Source organism: Anabaena sp. PCC 7108 (genome assembly GCF_000332135.1).
Classification (GTDB): Bacteria; Cyanobacteriota; Cyanobacteriia; order Cyanobacteriales; family Nostocaceae; genus Anabaena.
This window is the reverse complement of the sequence record NZ_KB235896.1, coordinates 4,139,638-4,155,443: the sequence shown is the minus strand read 5'-3', so window position 1 is coordinate 4,155,443 and position 15,806 is coordinate 4,139,638. Positions and strand designations below refer to the sequence as shown.

The following is a 15,806-nucleotide window of genomic DNA, read 5'->3' as shown; positions in this document are numbered from 1 at the left end:
GCAATATCTCTTCCTCACCAACACTATAATTGATCAAGCAGCTTGTTTATTACTACCACCACTTTCAATATGACGACGTAAAATCTCATTAATAGCTGTTTGATAATCTGTATTTTGAGCTTTAAACCAAGCTATTACATCAGGTTCTAATTGAATCACATTTTTTGCTTGCGCTGCGGGAATTCGCAGAGTTGCTCTTTCAAAAAATTCATCAGTTAATGGAGGAATATCAGAATAGTCAATATCCTCATCTGACATTGAATCTAAAGCTTGCCAATTAGTACGTGAGATATTCTTCAAATTTTTTTCGTTCATAACGATTTGCCTTTCGTGCTGAAATAATTCTAATTACATCACCATGCAGGTTTTGATATCTGAACTAGCACAAGAAGAAACTCACTTAATTAAACCGGATAAATCATATTCAGTTTGGTCGCCTTATGATGCTTTCGATGCTGCAAATACTATGTTAGAAGTCTTACAAGCAGCTAAATCTCAAAACAATGATATTGCTCCCCCAATCGCTTCAGCCAGACCTTCCTCTCACCGCTCTTGCACCTATGCAGGATGTGACAAACCTCTGGTTTATGAAAGTCATTGCCCATTACGGTAGTCCTGACTACTTCTTTACCGAATATTTCCGCGTCAATGATACTTCCCGGCTCAATCGTAAAATTCTGGCAGCAATCACCGAAAATGATACCGGTCGCCCCGTTTTTGCTCAAATGATTGGCGAAAGCATTCCCGATTTAGTAAGAACAGCCAAGGAACTCTGCAAATACAATATCGCGGGAGTAGACTTAAACATGGGCTGTCCAGCGCCGAGAATCTATCGCAAAAATGTTGGTGGTGGATTGTTGCGAGAACCGGAAAAAGTCGAGCAGATTTTGGGAGAACTGCGTGCTGCTGTGAATGATAAACCTTTAACTGTGAAAATGCGCGTAGGCTTTGAAAATACCGATAACTTTTACCAAATACTAGATATAATCAATCGCCACAATATTGATTTACTGAGTTTACATGGTCGCACGGTTAAAGATATGTACCACGGAGAAGTTAAATATGATTTGATTGCAGAAGCGGTGAAACGGGTTAATTGTCCAGTGCTTGCTAATGGCAATATCAACTCAGCGACAACAGCCCTGGAAGTACTTTCCCAAACCGGTGCAGCAGGTGTGATGGTAGGACGCTGGGCGATTGGTAATCCTTGGGTTTTTAATCAAATTCGTCAGGCTTTGAGAGGAGAGGAGATTACGCCTGTTCCTTTAGTCGAAGTACGCAAATATATTGATCGTTTATACCAAACTCCCACAGCGTCAACTATGCCCGAACGGGCGCGGGTAGGCTACCTAAAAATGTTCCTTAACTACATTGCTTTAAGTGTTGATACTGAAGGTGATTTTCTGCGATTGATGCGACGGGTGCAGAGCGAGGTAGAATTATTTGACTTGTGCGATCGCTTTCTGCTTGTTGATCTGACGAAAACTTTAGCCCTAGCACCATCTTTGATTGTGTAATTCATCCAAAATTAATTATGGAAGCCAGCTTTCTGAGTGCGGTTGTTTTACCGATAGCCTTGGCTATCATTATGTTAGGAATGGGTTTATCTCTTGTTCCAGAAGATTTCCAACGTGTAAAGAAGTATCCCAAAGCTGTCTCAATTGGCTTGATTAGTCAGTTAGTCTTTTTACCCATAATTGCTTTTGTCATTGCTAACATTTTCCCCATGGAACCTGCGATCGCTATGGGGTTTATGATAATAGCACTGTGTCCAGGTGGCGTAACCTCAAATATCATTACATTCGTCGCTAAAGGTGATGTTGCACTCTCTGTCACGCTGACAGCTTGTAGCAGTCTAATTACAGTCTTTACAATTCCCGTTTTGGGCAACCTTGCATATCAGCACTTCATCGGACAAACAGCCGCCATAGCCTTACCCATTGGTGCAACTATACTACGAATTTTTCTGATGATGCTTCTACCTATCGGCTTAGGAATGGGTTTTCGACAAATATTACCAGAACTTGCGCGTCGTTTGGAACAAATTACTAACCGCCTAGCAGTTGCTTTCTTGGCAATAATTGCTGTGCTACTGATTATTCATGAATGGAATAATCTCCCCCGCTTTATTGTCCAAGTAGGGGCTGCTGTGGTGCTGTTGAATACTATCGCAATATTGGCCGGGTTTTATGTTAGCAAACTATTTAAACTCAATCCTCCTCAGCAAATCTGCATTGCCATTGAAGTGGGGGTTCAAAGTGGTACACTAGCGATCGCTATAACCGCCAGTCTACTCAATAATCCTGATATGGCTGTACCGGCTGCGATTTACAGTTTATTTGAGAATGTGACAGCTTTGATTGCTATTGCTTACGGGCGAAAGTTGGCTGCAACTAGTCCGATTTAGCAACCTCTAGAGACTAAAATAGAATGATGGCCGATAGCAAATAAGAAGATTTAGCGTTGCATAATTGCGGGATGATTTGAGAATCTCCATCAATATATAATCACCGCGTCCCCGCGTCTCTATGTCCCCGCGTCAGCCTCAATCATCTCCTGATTCAGCAAAGTAAGATAGGACTAAAGCTGCGTGTCACACTAAAAATCTGTTGTAGGGTGCGTCAGACTGCATAAATCCTGTAAATAAACAGATTGTTGATATCTGACGCACCGTACCAATGTGCCAGTTGCGTAAGTCCTGTAAGAAAATTTTAACTGATAAGCGATCGCTTATCCTCAATTGCGAGTAGTCACCCCAAAATCTGAGCAAGTTTCCAACAACCCAGCTACAAGGCACAATAAAGATAAGTACGAGTTATTTCTCTATGAGTTACTGCCTTAATCCCCATTGTTCCAAACCGGAAAACCCTGATGATCTCAAGTTTTGCCTGACTTGTGGTACAAAATTATTCCTCAAAGAACGCTACCGTGCTATCAAACCCATAGGACAAGGTGGTTTTGGCAGAACTTTTTTAGCTGTGGATGAGGATAAACCCTCAAAACCTCCCTGTGTCATTAAGCAATTTTATCCTCAAGCCCAAGGTACAAACACGGTACAAAAAGCCGTAGAGTTATTTAACCAAGAAGCAGTACAGTTAGACGAATTGGGACAACATCCCCAAATTCCTGCACTTCTAGCATATTGTAGCCAAGATGACAGGCAGTATCTAGTGCAAGAATTTATAGACGGACTAAACTTAGCCCAGGAATTAACAAATAAAGGTGCTTTTAATGAAACGCAGATTCGCCAATTACTGAATGATTTATTACCAGTGCTGCAATTTTGTCATGCAAGACAAGTCATACATCGAGATATTAAGCCAGAGAATATTATTCGTCGAGGTAGTGATCATAAACTAGTTATTGTAGATTTTGGGGCAGCCAAATCTGCCACCGCTACATCCCTGAACCACACTGGAACAAGTATAGGTAGTCCCGAATATGTCGCCCCAGAACAAATGCGCGGCAGGGCGCTTTTCGCTAGTGATATTTATAGTTTAGGCGTAACTTGTATTAATCTTTTAACAGAGCGATCGCCCTTCGATAGCTATGATACTCATAATGCTACTTGGATTTGGCGACAATATCTCAAAACTCCAGTAAGTCAAGAATTGAGTCAGATTATTGACAAAATGGTAGAAAGTATTCCCAGTCGTCGTTACCAAACAACCGATGAAGTTCTAAAAGCTTTAAATATTCAAACTCCCGCAGTTATCCCACCCACAATAATTACTAAACCCGTTACCCAAGCATCAACAACTTCTCCACCGACCTTTGTTTCTCAAACTTCTCCTGAAATTGAGAAAGAATTACTGGAACTAAAAACACATTTTACAGGTGGTAAGGTACAACCGCAAAATGTTCCACCACAACCATCTAATCCTACATCTATGCCTACGAATAATGATGCTATAGACAAAGATTTGGAGGAAATGAGAGCTAAGTTTTTGGGTAATGGTTGATTTGGGGTAAGCATTGCAAAATAAACAAGTATGGGTTTAGCAATGCACTAAGTCGCGCTGACGCTATTACTCATAATGACTTTTGCAACCAGCAATTAGAATCTCTTAATCTGTAACTTGATAAACAAGCCGATGTTCATCACTAATGCGTCTTGACCAAAAACCACTGAGTTCATATTTAAGGGGTTCAGGTTTGCCCATACCTGAAAATGGAGATCGTTCAATATCTTTAATAATAGGACTTACGCACTGTACGAATCTGCCATGATGTGAATGAACAAAATTGCGTCATTTTCGCCTTTGGGAATAACTTATTGAGTAAGGTGCGTCAGATAGAGAGAATCTGTTTTTTGTGAAAATATCGTGTCTGACGCACCCTACAAGAAATATAATTCATATTACATATTTGAGGAATCTTGTCAATGCGTAAGTCCTAAATAAGTTCAACGATTTTGTTGTAAAGTTTGCGATCAATTTTTGCCCATTCATTAAAGTCCTCAAAAGCTTCTGCTTCAAACAAAATTCTTCGTCTCATCAGATGCTTTCCCAATTAAGCTCTACAAGATTGCTCCGATTTTGAATGTTTTCAACCGCAGTTAGCAATCTCTTTTTATTGGCAGGATTCTCTAAAAGAAAATGTGTTTCGTCACTTTCATATACAACAATTTCGATTTCTTTGTCCTGAAAAGCAGCTTTTAAGCTTTCCAGAAAATTGTTGTCCAGTTCGTTAGCATTCAATCTATAACTGATGTGCATTCTAATATGTTCCTAATTTCCTTAATTCTTTAGAAAATCATTGATCGCTTGCAGTACCAATAACTGAGTTATGCTAATTTGTTAGACGGTCGGTATCCTATCATAAGGTTCTGGTTCAACATCTGGGACTTTTGCCAAAATTGCTGCATATTTCAAGCGACTACCGCTTTTTGCTTTTTCTTTGAGATAATTTTCTGTCATCAAAGCTGAGAGTTTTTCTGCGATCGCAGTAGATATAAATTGATCAATAGAAATTCCATCACGACTTGCAAGTTCATGCAAGCTTTTTTGTAATGAGTCGGGAATTTGAACTTGAACAATACTCATGGCAACTTTCCTATCAAGCCTAAAAACTCTGAAGGCTCAAGTAGCTTTAACCCAAACTGCTCTACGCCTGCAAAGTCGCGGGTGTTATATGTAATTATAATCTCACATCTTGCTTTGACTGCAAGCTCCAATACCATGTCATCTTTAGGATCGCGCAGGAACGGTCGCCAAAGGAAGAAAATTTCATGCTGCACTCCTACTGCACAGTAGAAATCAATTAGGTCATCTACCTCTTCATAGCTCAAATAAAGGTTTGGTAATTCACGCAGTAAAACATCCGTGTATTCCAGTACAAGAGGCAAAGTCTCGCATAATATTTAAACTTATAATTGGTTCTTACTTTAAAAACCTAGTATTAATCTCACAATTAAGGGCGGGGAAAACCCCGCCCCTACAGGCAATCTTACCGAAATAAATGGCAAGAATTAATTGTAAAGCTTAACCAGAAGTGTCTTACTTCTTAGCTTCAGCAATGGGAACCCACTCAGTGTGGAAAGATCCTTCTTTATCAATACGTTTGTAGGTATGTGCGCCGAAATAGTCGCGTTGTGCTTGAGTTAAGTTTTGAGGCAAACGTTCCCGGCGGTAGCTATCGAAGTAATCTAGAGAAGCACTAAAAGCGGGAACAGGAATACCCAATTTAGCAGCAGTCACAATCACTTCACGCCAAGCAGTTTGTCTATCAAGAATAGTCTGCTTAAACTCAGGTGCTAATAGCAAGTTTGGTAAAGCTGGATTTTCGTCAAAAGCTTTCTTAATCTTATTCAAGAAGCCAGCGCGAATAATACAACCACCCTTCCAAATCCGAGCCATTTCGCCCAAATTCAAATCCCAATTGTAAGTCTTGGAAGCTGTAGATAACAGCGCCATACCTTGAGCATAAGAACAAATTTTAGAACAATAAAGTGCATCACGCACCATGTTCACAAAAGCCTTGATATCTCCGGTATACTTAGCATTAGGTCCGCTGATTTGTTTAGAAGCAGCAATCCGTTCATCTCTAATCGAAGACATAATCCGGGCATTTACAGCGGCTGTAATTGTCGGAATTGCCACACCTATGTCTAAAGCAGTTTTTACAGTCCAAAGACCAGTTCCCTTTTGACCGGCTGCGTCAACAATCAAATCAACCAGAGGAATCTTGCTTTCTGGATCAACGTAGGGGAAAATATTGGCTGTAATCTCAATCAAAAATGAATCGAGTTCGTCAGTTGTATTCCACTGGGAAAACACTTCATGGAGTTGTGCTGCATTTAAACCAGCCACATTTTTCAGCAAATCGTAGGCTTCTGCAATTAACTGCATATCGCCGTACTCAATACCGTTGTGAACCATTTTTACATAGTGACCAGAACCACCGGGACCAATGTAAGTTACACAAGGACCATCATCAACTTGAGCAGCGATTTTGTTGAAAATGGGCGATAGATACTCATAGGAGCTTTTTGTACCCCCAGGCATCAAAGAAGGACCATTTAACGCACCTTCTTCACCACCACTCACACCCATACCGATGTAGCGTAAACCAGTGGGTTCTAATTCTTGAGTCCGTCTTTCGGTATCTTCAAACCAGGAGTTACCACCATCAATAATGATGTCACCTTCTTGTAGCAAGGGTTTAAGCTGGGCAATTACCGCATCAACAGGCTTACCAGCTTGTACCATGACTAGAATTTTGCGGGGACGTTCTAGTGCGGCGACAAATTCTTCTAGAGTAAAGGCTGCAACAACATTCCTTCCACCTGCACGCTGCGCCATGAAAGCATCGGTTTTTTCACGAGAGCGGTTGTAAACTGCAATTGGGAAGCCATTACGCTCGACGTTGAGAGCGATGTTCTCGCCCATAACAGCTAATCCAATCACACCAAAGCTTTGTAGGGTCATAGTTCAAATATTTTTTCGGGTTTGGCTAACTCTTGCAGATCCTTTCCCTTTAAGGGTAATCCGAGATTTTCGCTTCACTCCTAAAGAAGATATTAAGAGTTTTTCTAGAATTTAAAAAATCACCACTAAATATCAATATTTAGTTTTAATTTGTATCTAAGTCAACAATTTAGTTACAAAATTTGCAAAATTAAAATACTGGCACAAATCAAACAATCAGGAGTATTGAAAAATGCTGGCCTATTTCCTAGCCTTAGTAGTTGGACTTGGCAGCCTAGCCATTTACATATCAGCTTTCTTCTTCCCGGAAATCCACCGTAAGAATGACTTTATCTGGAGCGGAGTTGGTCTTTTCTATGCTTTAGTCTTATGGGTTTTTGCACCGCGTATTACTGGGGGTTTACTGCTAGGTCATGTAGCTAGTGTTGCACTTTTGAGTTCTTTTGGCTGGCAAACTCTGTTATTACGTCGCCAACTCACACCAGAAAAACAACAAACGCCTGTACCTAGTCTGGAGCTAGTGAAGATTAGTTTACAAGACCAGGTATCTAATTTTTCTCTACAGGAAAAACTGGGACAATTACCAGCCTTTATTGGTAGTGTGTTCAGTGGTGTCAAAGGTAAGGTGCAGCAAACAATGACCAAACAACCATCTACACCTACACCAAAGCCTGTTGTTGAAGTAATTGATAAAACCGGTTCTATACCAGCACAATCGAGCGAAGTAGAAGCACCTTCCCCAGAAGCTACGACGGAGAGGAAGGAAGACGCGGTGATGGAGGGACGCGGTGACGCGGTGATGGAAGGACGCGGTGACGCGGTGATGGAAGGACGCGGTGACGCGGTGATGGAAGGACACGGGGATGTGGTGACAGAAGGACAGGGGGATGTGGTGACAGAGAGTCAGGAAGTGGCAATAGCAGAGGTAACTGTTGTTGTAGTAGAACAAATAATAGAAGATAAAATCGTCAGTATACCAGAAGTAATTCCTCCCAACTCCCCATCACCGGAACTGGTGGAAGCAGCGCAAGGGGAAACAGAAGCAAAACCAGCAGCAATTCCCATTGAGGAAGTCGCACCAGACGCGGTAATTGCTCCCCCAGCCGAAACACCAATAGAACAAACACTGCAGGACTGATATCCTGTCCGGTTGAATTTGAATAGTAATCAAAGCTGACGCGGTGATACGCTCCGCGTCTTAATTAATAAAATTATTAAGATTTGTAAATATACTCTAGACTCTCTATCCCACTAGAGGGTTTAGGATAAATTTAACAGGACTCTCAGCCAAAAATTGGTAACTAGGCAATACCATTTACTGATTTTTTGGCGGAAATGCCCTCAACCTTCCTGAGGAAGCGAAAGGAGCAAACAGTATGCTTAACAAATTAGCAACTTTAGTAAATTATGGGTTTGTCGGATTAATTGTCACTTTATCGACAACCTACAGCGCCGTAGCACAACAGCACCACCAGTCACCATCTTCTCCTGCTGGGGTGACTAAAACTATGACGCAGAAGTGGGAAGATCAACATTTTATCGCCATGATGATTCATCATGACCAGAAAAGTATAGAAATGGCGGATTTGGCTGTACAAAAAGCTACAAATCCAGAAATTAAAACATTGGCTGGGACGATAAAAACTGATCAAACTAAAGAAATTGAGCAACTGAAAGCTTTGTACAAAAATTTGTATGGCACAGAAGTTCCCGCTACTACTATGAATTGTATGGGAATGCAGCATGGCAAAGATCAGGGAATGGCTGGAATGATGAATATGGAATCTTTGCAAAATTCCCCCGACTTTGACAAGGCATTTCTACAGCGGATGACTCATCACCAACAAATGTCTGTGATGATGGCACAGAAAGCCATGAACAGTGCTACTCACAAACAACTCCGCGATTTAGCCCAAGATATCATCAAAACGCAAACCGCTGAAATTCAGCAATTAGAGCAGTTGTCTAAAGCGTCATCTTAATTAGTTTTTCATGAGATTCTTTAAACCTATGACACTCAAACTGACAGTTCCCGGAATGGCTTGTTCGACTTGTGCAACCAATATTACTAATGCGCTCAAGGCTGTAGATGCTAACGCTAACATAGATGCTGACCCAAAAACTAAGCTGGTCAGCGTAGATACTCAAGCTTCAGAAACAGCAATTAAGGAAGCTTTGGTGGCTGCTGGGTATCCTCCTGCTTAATAGATATAGGACTAAAGCTGCGTGTCACACCAAAAATCTGTTGTAGGGTGCGTCAGATATCAAGTATCTGTTTATTTGCAGGATTTATGCAGTCTGACGCACCCTACCAATGTGCCAGTTGCGTAAGTCCTATTCTCTAAAAAAAACGCAGATACACGCAGACGCACACAGATAAATTATCAGCATTTATCTGCGGCTGAAAAATTTAACTTACTAATACTTACTAATATGGATAATCTTACTCTCAAACTTCGAGGTATGAGTTGCGCTGGTTGCGCTAATAATGTGGAACAGGCAATTTTGTCGGTTTCTGGGGTGATTGATTGTAATGTTAATTTTGGTGCAGAGCAAGCTAGTATTAACTATGATTCCCAACAGACAAATTTAGAGGAAATCCAAGCTGCTATTGAGGCTGCGGGTTATTCATCTTTTTCGCTGTCAGAATCACAAGGCGAAAATGATACAGAAACAGCGAGTAGGTTAGCAGAACAACAGGAACTAATTCTTAAGTTGAAGACGGGAGGTGTAATTAGCATTTTCCTGTTTTTCGGTTCTTTACCAATGATGATGGGTTTAAAGTTGCCTTTTATTCCCAGCTTTTTACATCATCCTTGGTTGCAGTTGGTGTTGACGACACCTGTTGAATTTTGGTGTGGTTGGTCTTTTTTCCGCAATGGTTGGAAGTCTCTCAAACACCATACTGCAACTATGGATACTTTGATTGCTTTGGGGACGGGGACGGCTTATTTATATTCTCTGGTGGTGACGCTATTCCCTGGTTTGTTGATTAGCCAAGGTTTAGAACCTCATGTTTATTATGAAGTTGCAGCAATGGTTGTTACTTTAATTTTGTTAGGGCGATTTTTGGAAAGTCGCGCTAGGGGAAAAACTTCGGAAGCAATTCGCAAACTGATGGGACTACAAGCGAAAACTGCTAGAGTGATTCGCAATGATGTAGAAATGGATATCTCCATTGCTGAGGTGAGAATTAATGATGTGATTGTGGTGCGTCCTGGAGAAAAGATTCCTGTAGATGGTGAAGTGATTGAAGGGGCTTCAACAGTAGATGAGGCGATGGTTACAGGTGAAAGTTTACCAAGAAAGAAACAGCCAGGAGATGAGGTGATTGGGGCGACTATTAATAAAACTGGTAGTTTTAAGTTTAGGGCAACAAGGGTAGGGAAAAATACTTTTTTGGCACAAATTGTCAAATTGGTGCAAGAAGCGCAGGGTTCAAAAGCACCTATTCAACGTTTAGCAGATCAGGTAACGGGTTGGTTTGTGCCGGCTGTGATTGCGATCGCAATTACAACTTTTGTGATTTGGTTTAATATCATGGGTAATCTCACCCTCGCTACTATGACGACGGTGGGTGTTTTGATTATCGCCTGTCCCTGTGCTTTGGGTTTAGCTACTCCAACTTCTGTGATGGTCGGAACAGGTAAAGGTGCGGAAAATGGTATTTTAATTAAAGGTGCTGAAAGTTTAGAGTTAGCCCACAAAATCCAAATTATTGTCTTGGATAAAACCGGGACTTTAACTCAAGGTAAACCCACAGTTACTGATTTTGTGACTGTTAATGGCACAGCAAATAATAATGAGCTTAACCTGTTACAATTAGCTGCAACTGTAGAAAGAAATTCTGAGCATCCTTTGGCAGAAGCAGTAGTAAAATATGCCCAGTCCCAAGATGTGAGTTTAGCAAAGGTTAATAATTTTCTAGCTATTGCTGGTAGTGGTGTACAAGGGGTTGTAAATGACCATCTGGTACAAATCGGTACACAACGCTGGTTAACAGAAATAGGAATTAATACAGATTCTCTACAGCAGTATCAAATAGATTGGGAATCCGCCGGAAAAACAGTGATTTTGATAGCTGTTGATGGTGCATTACAAGGAATAATGGCGATTGCTGATGCCCTCAAACCTTCATCAGCCCAGGCAGTCAAAGCACTGCAAAATTTAGGTTTAGAAGTGGTAATGTTAACTGGAGACAATCAGCAAACTGCGGATGCGATCGCACTTCAAGTTGGTATCACCCAAGTTTTTGCCCAAGTTCGTCCAGACCAAAAAGCCGCTATTATTCAATCTTTGCAATCTAATGTAGAGACTTTGCATACAACTTCTCTACCAAATAATCTCAATAAAACAAATAGAAAATCTAAAATTGTCGCTATGGTAGGGGATGGTATCAATGATGCCCCAGCTTTAGCACAAGCAGATGTAGGGATTGCCATTGGTACAGGAACAGATGTTGCGATCGCTGCAAGTGATATTACCCTAATTTCTGGAGACTTGCAAGGCATTGTCACCGCCATAAAACTCAGCCGCGCTACTATCAACAATATTCAGCAAAATCTCTTTTTTGCTTTTATTTATAACATTATTGGCATTCCTATTGCTGCGGGTATTCTCTACCCTATTTTTGGTTGGTTACTTAATCCCATTATCGCGGGTGCTGCAATGGCTTTTTCTTCCGTTTCTGTCGTCACCAATGCCTTAAGATTGCGTAACTTTCAACCAGGAGTTAAGTAAATGTTGAATCAAAAAACTATTTTGGCCAGTCTTATTGGTTTAGTAGTGCTGACATCAAGTGCAGTAGCAGAAATGCCAGCTTCTCATTCTATGAAAACTAACGAATTTCACCGAATTGAGCAACCATTAAGTTTGAAAGTTGCTGTTACAGTCGGTGGTTTAGCCTTAATTGGCATTGAGTTATGGTGGTTTATTTACAGTAAATCAAAAGTAGCGCCGACTAAATTGACTAATAACGAATAGAAGTCACCAAATTAAACTCTATTTCTGAATAATAGGACAAATACTTTCCGGCGGTTGTTCTTTCCTATTTTGCCAGCCTGAAAGTAATCCTTGAATCTCTCCGCGTAAAGTTAACAATTGTTGAATTTGGTGGTCTATTTTCAATAGCTTTTCTTGCAGCTTTTCTTGAATTTCACCACAAGGTATTTCTCCTTGATCATACACTTGAAGAATATCTCGAATTTCTTCCAGGCTTAAACCCAGATGTTGCGCTCTTTTAATGAAATCTAAACGAGTCAGAACATTTAAGGAAAACTGACGAAAACCTCCTTCAGTGCGTGCTGAGGCTTGAATTAAACCTAGGCTTTCATAATAGCGAATTGTTCTGATGGAAATTCCACTTAGTTCAGTTACCTGACCAATTAAAAGCAGTTGTTTATCTTGAATTAACATAACTAACTTTAGCAACTATTTCTTTTTAGTATAAGTGGCAAGTATGTGAGGCGGAATCTAAATTGCCGTTACAGAACTTAATTATAATTACTTACAGCCCTGACGGTATGGCGTGCAGCCCATACTATTCTGAGAATATGCTGAGTGTAAACTAAATTTTTCCAACGGATAAATTCAGACAATTCATAGACTGGCTTCATTTGAGTTTCAGTAGCAGATGGGATGCTGTGTTTAGTTGAACAAGTTAAACATCAGGAAAAACAAATGAAACTCGCTTCTTCTTTAATCACAGGTGTTGCTCTAGCTGGTATGTTGACAGTTTGGGATTTTCCACTTAAAGCGGTGAATCCTTCACTAGTTCAAGCCTCAGCCGCAGAAATGAAAGATTCTACAGGTTTGACTGCTGCACAGAAAATTGATTTGGTGATGAAGAATAAAGGTCAATTTGGTGGTGGAGATCAATTACGTCGCTTCTTCTTTGGTGATCTTGAACCGCTTGGTGTTCAACCCGGTGGTGCAGGTATGGTAGTGAATCTTTACAACAAAGCTAATAATGTCACGTTTGCTTACTGTTCAACTTACGATGTAGTAGTTGCAGTTAAACAAGGTAAGATTTCTAGATTTGAAGCCAGCGAAGTGAAGTAATTTGTATTGGGTTGATTGGTAAAAGTCATTACTTATGAAATATGAAAATGGCACTTTCAACCCTGTTAATATTGGGACTTAGACAATCTCAAATTAATTGCATGACTTCTATATTAAGTGAATTTAATCTGCATTTATCGGCGGTTATTTATTCATTTTTTTAATTTTTGCAAGAAGTCTATTCATAAAAAAATAACTATTCAGAGGAAGAAGACTATGAACTGGAAAACACTTTCTTTAATTGCTGCTCTGAGCTTAACTACCAGTCTCGCAGCTTGCACTAGCACTCCTGCAACCAACAATCAGATTGTTCCTAATGCCTCTCCTGCTGTGAGCAATGATAAACCCGGTGATGCTATGAAAGACGATGCTATGAAAGGTGATGCTATGAAAGGTGATGCCATGAAAGGTGATGCCATGAAAGGTGATGCCATGAAAGGTGATGCCATGAAAGGTGATGCCATGAAAGGTGATGCTATGAAAGGTGATGCCATGAAAGGTGATGCTATGAAAGACGACGCTATGAAAGGTGATGCTATGAAGAAATTACCCGCCACCAGCAAGCCATAACCGCAACCTTTTTGATTAGATTCATTGTCAGGCTTTGACTTCAATAAAAGAAATTTTCATGAATCACAACCTGCTTCGTCGTCGGCAATTACTTTTTTATTTTGGGTTAGGAGTTGTGGGAGTTGGTGCAACTACAACAGCCTTTCCCAACTTGAAAAAAGAGTATAGTATTTCTCCTTTGCCTACCAATTCCAACAATACACAAAAGGCTAAAGTTGTTGCTGCGAATCCTCCCGCAGGTAAAAATCTGCCAGAGTTTGAGGGTATTAGTCAGTGGCTTAATTCTACTCCTTTAGCGATCGCAAATCTGAAAGATAATGTTGTCCTAATCCAGTTTTGGACTTTTGCTTGTATCAACTGTCAACGCACCTTACCTTACATTACGAAATGGCATCGGCAATATGCAGAGCAGGGATTAAAGGTAATTGGTATCCATACACCGGAATTTGCCTTTGAGCGAGATATAAATAATATCAAAAGAGCGCTTCAGAAGCATCAAATTACCTATCCGGTTGCAGTTGATAACGAGTTTAAAACCTGGAATGCCTATAAAAATGAGTATTGGCCTCACCTATTTTTAGCCGACCGTCAAGGTCAACTCAGGTATGACCATATTGGGGAAGGGGCTTATGAGAAAACCGAGCAGACTATCCGCCAACTATTAGGATAGCCGGAATTTATCACGACTTACGCATCTGGCATATTAGTAAGGTGCGTCAGACTTGTTAATTCGGGAAGCAGCGACAGATTTTTTTTATCTGACGTACCCTACAAAAGACATTGTTAGTCCTAATTTATGGCAAATTCTCATCTATCAATTGGTCTGGCTTTTGTGGGGGGAGTTATAAATGTGCTTTCTCCCTGTGTTTTACCGATTTTACCTGTGTTTGTGGGGCGCTCTTTTCAATCTCATGTTTACGGACCAATTGCACTGGTTGGGGGATTAATCGCTGGTTTTGCAGTAGCGGGTAGTTTGTTAGGTGTCACCGCAATCTGGTTTACAGGTTTGGCTAATATATTACGTTATGGTGCGATCGCACTTTTATTATTTTTAGGACTGCTGGCAATTTTCCCTAATTGGAGTTACCGAATATTTAGCTACATTCCTATTGGTAACTGGACTAAAAAATCTCAACGAGTAGGACTTATGGGAGAATTCTGGTTAGGGACTCAATTGGGATTGTTATGGACTCCCTGTGCGGGTCCAGTTTTGGGAGCAATTCTCGTTTTAGCAGCAGTCAAACATGAAATTATCAGCGCATTTGGGCTACTGCTTGCTTACGGAATAGGTGCAGGATTACCCTTATTGGCAATTGCTTACGGAGGAAGGTCAGTCAGCCAAAAAATACTCAAACTCCGCTCCCATAGCGCCACATTACAGCGTGTCGGTGGAGTCATGATTGTCACAACAGCAATTACTATTCTTCTGGGTTGGGATATCCAAATCCAGCTGTGGTTAGCTCCATTTTTTCCCCGTCTACCTTTGTGAAACAGCAATGAGCGAATTTTAGATTGTCAATTTTGGATTTTGGATTAAATAATTGAAAGTCCAAAATTCCATCTCCCAAACTCTTACTCTCTGTGTCTCTGCGTGATACAAATTTATAATTTCACTTAGCAACGCCAAAAATCCAAAATTGTATGACTTCATCTAAACGCAAAGTTTCCCCTAAACCAAAGCAAACTTTCTTCGCTAAAACCTTTCACTGGATGAATATCATTAGTTTAATGATTATGATTGCTAGTGGACTGCAAATATATAATGCTAATCCGGTATTTGGTGGACGTGAAGGTTGGCATTTTCCCGATTTTCTATTACTAGGAGGTTGGTTAGCAGGTGGGAGAAATTGGCATTTTGCAGCCATGTGGTTCTTTTCTCTTAACTTGCTCTGGTATGGAATATATATTTTTATCACTCGTCGTTGGCAACGTCGATTTGTTGACGCTGGTGATATTAAAGCATTACAAGTCAGCCAAAATCTCAAACGCAAAAACTACGCTTGGCATCGGTTAGTATACACTGGTATTATTCCTGTTTTACTGCTGGCGATATTTAGTGGTTTGGCTATGTATAAACCTGCCCAATTACATTGGTTATCTGGGCTATTTGGTAGTTGGCAAATTCTCCGCACTATTCATTTTATTACTGTTCCTACTGTCCTTTTATTTACAATTATTCATTTCTTACTTGCTCTCAAAGTGGGAAGCTTTCGTTTAGTCAAGTCTATGTTTATTTTTAATTAAAAA

General features: G+C 40.4%; 20 protein-coding genes and 1 pseudogene. 14 read left to right on the top strand and 7 right to left on the bottom strand.

Annotated features, from left to right (window positions below):
• Window positions 1–33: 33 nt before the first annotated feature.
• Complete coding sequence (locus ANA7108_RS0119505) at window positions 34–315, bottom strand: BrnA antitoxin family protein (protein ID WP_016952502.1); 282 nt, start codon at window positions 313–315, stop codon at window positions 34–36.
• A gap of 43 nt (window positions 316–358) precedes the next feature.
• On the opposite strand from ANA7108_RS0119505, the gene ANA7108_RS30325 reads away from it, so the two are divergent.
• The 4 genes from ANA7108_RS30325 to ANA7108_RS0119485 all read left to right on the top strand — a co-directional run bounded on the left by ANA7108_RS30325 (window position 359) and on the right by ANA7108_RS0119485 (window position 3,962).
• On the top strand, window positions 359–613 hold the full coding sequence (locus ANA7108_RS30325; RefSeq protein ID WP_016952501.1) for a hypothetical protein: 255 nt from the start codon (window positions 359–361) through the stop codon (window positions 611–613).
• On the top strand, window positions 504–1,517 hold the full coding sequence (locus tag ANA7108_RS0119495; RefSeq protein ID WP_026104315.1) for a tRNA-dihydrouridine synthase: 1,014 nt from the start codon (window positions 504–506) through the stop codon (window positions 1,515–1,517). The genes ANA7108_RS30325 and ANA7108_RS0119495 overlap by 110 nt, the downstream gene beginning before the upstream one ends.
• 17 nt (window positions 1,518–1,534) lie before the next feature.
• A complete protein-coding gene (locus ANA7108_RS0119490; protein WP_016952499.1) occupies window positions 1,535–2,407 on the top strand; it encodes a bile acid:sodium symporter family protein in 873 nt (290 codons plus the stop codon).
• A gap of 418 nt (window positions 2,408–2,825) precedes the next feature.
• A complete protein-coding gene (locus tag ANA7108_RS0119485) occupies window positions 2,826–3,962 on the top strand; it encodes a serine/threonine-protein kinase (RefSeq protein ID WP_016952498.1) in 1,137 nt (378 codons plus the stop codon).
• Window positions 3,963–4,067: 105 nt separating this feature from the next.
• Here the strand turns inward: ANA7108_RS0119485 and ANA7108_RS29080 are convergent.
• The 5 genes and pseudogenes from ANA7108_RS29080 to gndA all read right to left on the bottom strand — a co-directional run.
• Window positions 4,068–4,223 (bottom strand): annotated as a pseudogene (locus tag ANA7108_RS29080) (Txe/YoeB family addiction module toxin); the annotation flags it as partial.
• Between the two features lie 273 nt (window positions 4,224–4,496).
• Complete coding sequence (locus ANA7108_RS0119475) at window positions 4,497–4,718, bottom strand: hypothetical protein (protein WP_016952496.1); 222 nt, start codon at window positions 4,716–4,718, stop codon at window positions 4,497–4,499.
• Between the two features lie 81 nt (window positions 4,719–4,799).
• Window positions 4,800–5,045 (bottom strand): hypothetical protein, encoded by a 246-nt coding sequence (locus ANA7108_RS0119470; RefSeq protein WP_016952495.1) that lies wholly within the window; start codon window positions 5,043–5,045, stop codon window positions 4,800–4,802.
• The gene (locus ANA7108_RS0119465) at window positions 5,042–5,347 is read right to left on the bottom strand and encodes a putative toxin-antitoxin system toxin component, PIN family (protein WP_016952494.1); all 306 of its coding nucleotides are present in this window, start codon (window positions 5,345–5,347) and stop codon (window positions 5,042–5,044) included. The genes ANA7108_RS0119470 and ANA7108_RS0119465 overlap by 4 nt, the downstream gene beginning before the upstream one ends.
• Before the next feature lie 151 nt (window positions 5,348–5,498).
• Window positions 5,499–6,929, bottom strand: coding sequence for an NADP-dependent phosphogluconate dehydrogenase (gndA, locus tag ANA7108_RS0119460; RefSeq protein WP_016952493.1), 1,431 nt, complete (start codon window positions 6,927–6,929; stop codon window positions 5,499–5,501).
• Window positions 6,930–7,161: 232 nt separating this feature from the next.
• Between gndA and ANA7108_RS0119455 the strand changes: the two genes are divergently transcribed.
• The 5 genes from ANA7108_RS0119455 (at window position 7,162) to ANA7108_RS0119435 (ending at window position 11,912) form a co-directional block, all read left to right on the top strand.
• Window positions 7,162–8,067, top strand: coding sequence for a Ycf66 family protein (locus tag ANA7108_RS0119455; RefSeq protein ID WP_016952492.1), 906 nt, complete (start codon window positions 7,162–7,164; stop codon window positions 8,065–8,067).
• A 238-nt stretch (window positions 8,068–8,305) separates the two neighbouring features.
• The gene (locus tag ANA7108_RS0119450; protein ID WP_016952491.1) at window positions 8,306–8,911 is read left to right on the top strand and encodes a DUF305 domain-containing protein; all 606 of its coding nucleotides are present in this window, start codon (window positions 8,306–8,308) and stop codon (window positions 8,909–8,911) included.
• Window positions 8,912–8,939: 28 nt separating this feature from the next.
• A complete protein-coding gene (locus ANA7108_RS0119445) occupies window positions 8,940–9,134 on the top strand; it encodes a heavy-metal-associated domain-containing protein (protein WP_016952490.1) in 195 nt (64 codons plus the stop codon).
• A 228-nt stretch (window positions 9,135–9,362) separates the two neighbouring features.
• The gene (locus ANA7108_RS27680; protein WP_016952489.1) at window positions 9,363–11,669 is read left to right on the top strand and encodes a heavy metal translocating P-type ATPase; all 2,307 of its coding nucleotides are present in this window, start codon (window positions 9,363–9,365) and stop codon (window positions 11,667–11,669) included.
• Window positions 11,670–11,912, top strand: a complete 243-nt coding sequence (locus ANA7108_RS0119435) for a hypothetical protein (protein WP_016952488.1) — start codon at window positions 11,670–11,672, stop codon at window positions 11,910–11,912.
• Window positions 11,913–11,930: 18 nt separating this feature from the next.
• On the opposite strand, the gene ANA7108_RS0119430 is transcribed toward ANA7108_RS0119435, so the two are convergent.
• Window positions 11,931–12,344 carry a heavy metal-responsive transcriptional regulator gene (locus ANA7108_RS0119430; protein WP_016952487.1) on the bottom strand — a complete coding sequence of 138 codons (414 nt, stop codon included), beginning with the start codon at window positions 12,342–12,344 and terminating at the stop codon, window positions 11,931–11,933.
• A gap of 264 nt (window positions 12,345–12,608) precedes the next feature.
• Between ANA7108_RS0119430 and ANA7108_RS0119425 the strand changes: the two genes are divergently transcribed.
• From ANA7108_RS0119425 to ANA7108_RS0119405, 5 genes are all read left to right on the top strand, one after another.
• Window positions 12,609–12,989: a hypothetical protein gene (locus tag ANA7108_RS0119425; protein ID WP_026104314.1), complete on the top strand. Its 381-nt coding sequence runs from the start codon at window positions 12,609–12,611 to the stop codon at window positions 12,987–12,989.
• Window positions 12,990–13,205: 216 nt separating this feature from the next.
• Complete coding sequence (locus tag ANA7108_RS0119420; RefSeq protein WP_016952485.1) at window positions 13,206–13,559, top strand: pentapeptide MXKDX repeat protein; 354 nt, start codon at window positions 13,206–13,208, stop codon at window positions 13,557–13,559.
• Window positions 13,560–13,617: 58 nt separating this feature from the next.
• On the top strand, window positions 13,618–14,229 hold the full coding sequence (locus ANA7108_RS0119415) for a thioredoxin family protein (RefSeq protein ID WP_016952484.1): 612 nt from the start codon (window positions 13,618–13,620) through the stop codon (window positions 14,227–14,229).
• A gap of 126 nt (window positions 14,230–14,355) precedes the next feature.
• Window positions 14,356–15,048: a cytochrome c biogenesis CcdA family protein gene (locus ANA7108_RS0119410; RefSeq protein WP_016952483.1), complete on the top strand. Its 693-nt coding sequence runs from the start codon at window positions 14,356–14,358 to the stop codon at window positions 15,046–15,048.
• A gap of 152 nt (window positions 15,049–15,200) precedes the next feature.
• Window positions 15,201–15,803, top strand: coding sequence for a cytochrome b/b6 domain-containing protein (locus ANA7108_RS0119405; protein WP_016952482.1), 603 nt, complete (start codon window positions 15,201–15,203; stop codon window positions 15,801–15,803).
• The last annotated feature ends 3 nt before the right edge of the window (window positions 15,804–15,806 follow it).

Bases quoted from the DNA above. Each gene is read 5' to 3' on its own strand.
- ANA7108_RS0119505 (WP_016952502.1), bottom strand. From the start codon at position 315: ATGAACGAAAAAAATTTGAAGAATATCTCACGTACTAATTGGCAAGCT.
- ANA7108_RS0119445 (WP_016952490.1), top strand. From the start codon at position 8,940: ATGACACTCAAACTGACAGTTCCCGGAATGGCTTGTTCGACTTGTGCA.
- ANA7108_RS0119450 (WP_016952491.1), top strand. From the start codon at position 8,306: ATGCTTAACAAATTAGCAACTTTAGTAAATTATGGGTTTGTCGGATTA.
- gndA (WP_016952493.1), bottom strand. From the start codon at position 6,929: ATGACCCTACAAAGCTTTGGTGTGATTGGATTAGCTGTTATGGGCGAG.
- ANA7108_RS30325 (WP_016952501.1), top strand. From the start codon at position 359: ATGCAGGTTTTGATATCTGAACTAGCACAAGAAGAAACTCACTTAATT.
- ANA7108_RS0119430 (WP_016952487.1), bottom strand. From the start codon at position 12,344: ATGTTAATTCAAGATAAACAACTGCTTTTAATTGGTCAGGTAACTGAA.
- ANA7108_RS0119495 (WP_026104315.1), top strand. From the start codon at position 504: ATGATATTGCTCCCCCAATCGCTTCAGCCAGACCTTCCTCTCACCGCT.
- ANA7108_RS0119410 (WP_016952483.1), top strand. From the start codon at position 14,356: ATGGCAAATTCTCATCTATCAATTGGTCTGGCTTTTGTGGGGGGAGTT.
- ANA7108_RS0119455 (WP_016952492.1), top strand. From the start codon at position 7,162: ATGCTGGCCTATTTCCTAGCCTTAGTAGTTGGACTTGGCAGCCTAGCC.
- ANA7108_RS0119420 (WP_016952485.1), top strand. From the start codon at position 13,206: ATGAACTGGAAAACACTTTCTTTAATTGCTGCTCTGAGCTTAACTACC.
- ANA7108_RS0119475 (WP_016952496.1), bottom strand. From the start codon at position 4,718: ATGCACATCAGTTATAGATTGAATGCTAACGAACTGGACAACAATTTT.
- ANA7108_RS0119485 (WP_016952498.1), top strand. From the start codon at position 2,826: ATGAGTTACTGCCTTAATCCCCATTGTTCCAAACCGGAAAACCCTGAT.
- ANA7108_RS0119425 (WP_026104314.1), top strand. From the start codon at position 12,609: ATGAAACTCGCTTCTTCTTTAATCACAGGTGTTGCTCTAGCTGGTATG.
- ANA7108_RS27680 (WP_016952489.1), top strand. From the start codon at position 9,363: ATGGATAATCTTACTCTCAAACTTCGAGGTATGAGTTGCGCTGGTTGC.
- ANA7108_RS0119470 (WP_016952495.1), bottom strand. From the start codon at position 5,045: ATGAGTATTGTTCAAGTTCAAATTCCCGACTCATTACAAAAAAGCTTG.
- ANA7108_RS0119405 (WP_016952482.1), top strand. From the start codon at position 15,201: ATGACTTCATCTAAACGCAAAGTTTCCCCTAAACCAAAGCAAACTTTC.
- ANA7108_RS0119415 (WP_016952484.1), top strand. From the start codon at position 13,618: ATGAATCACAACCTGCTTCGTCGTCGGCAATTACTTTTTTATTTTGGG.
- ANA7108_RS0119435 (WP_016952488.1), top strand. From the start codon at position 11,670: ATGTTGAATCAAAAAACTATTTTGGCCAGTCTTATTGGTTTAGTAGTG.
- ANA7108_RS0119490 (WP_016952499.1), top strand. From the start codon at position 1,535: ATGGAAGCCAGCTTTCTGAGTGCGGTTGTTTTACCGATAGCCTTGGCT.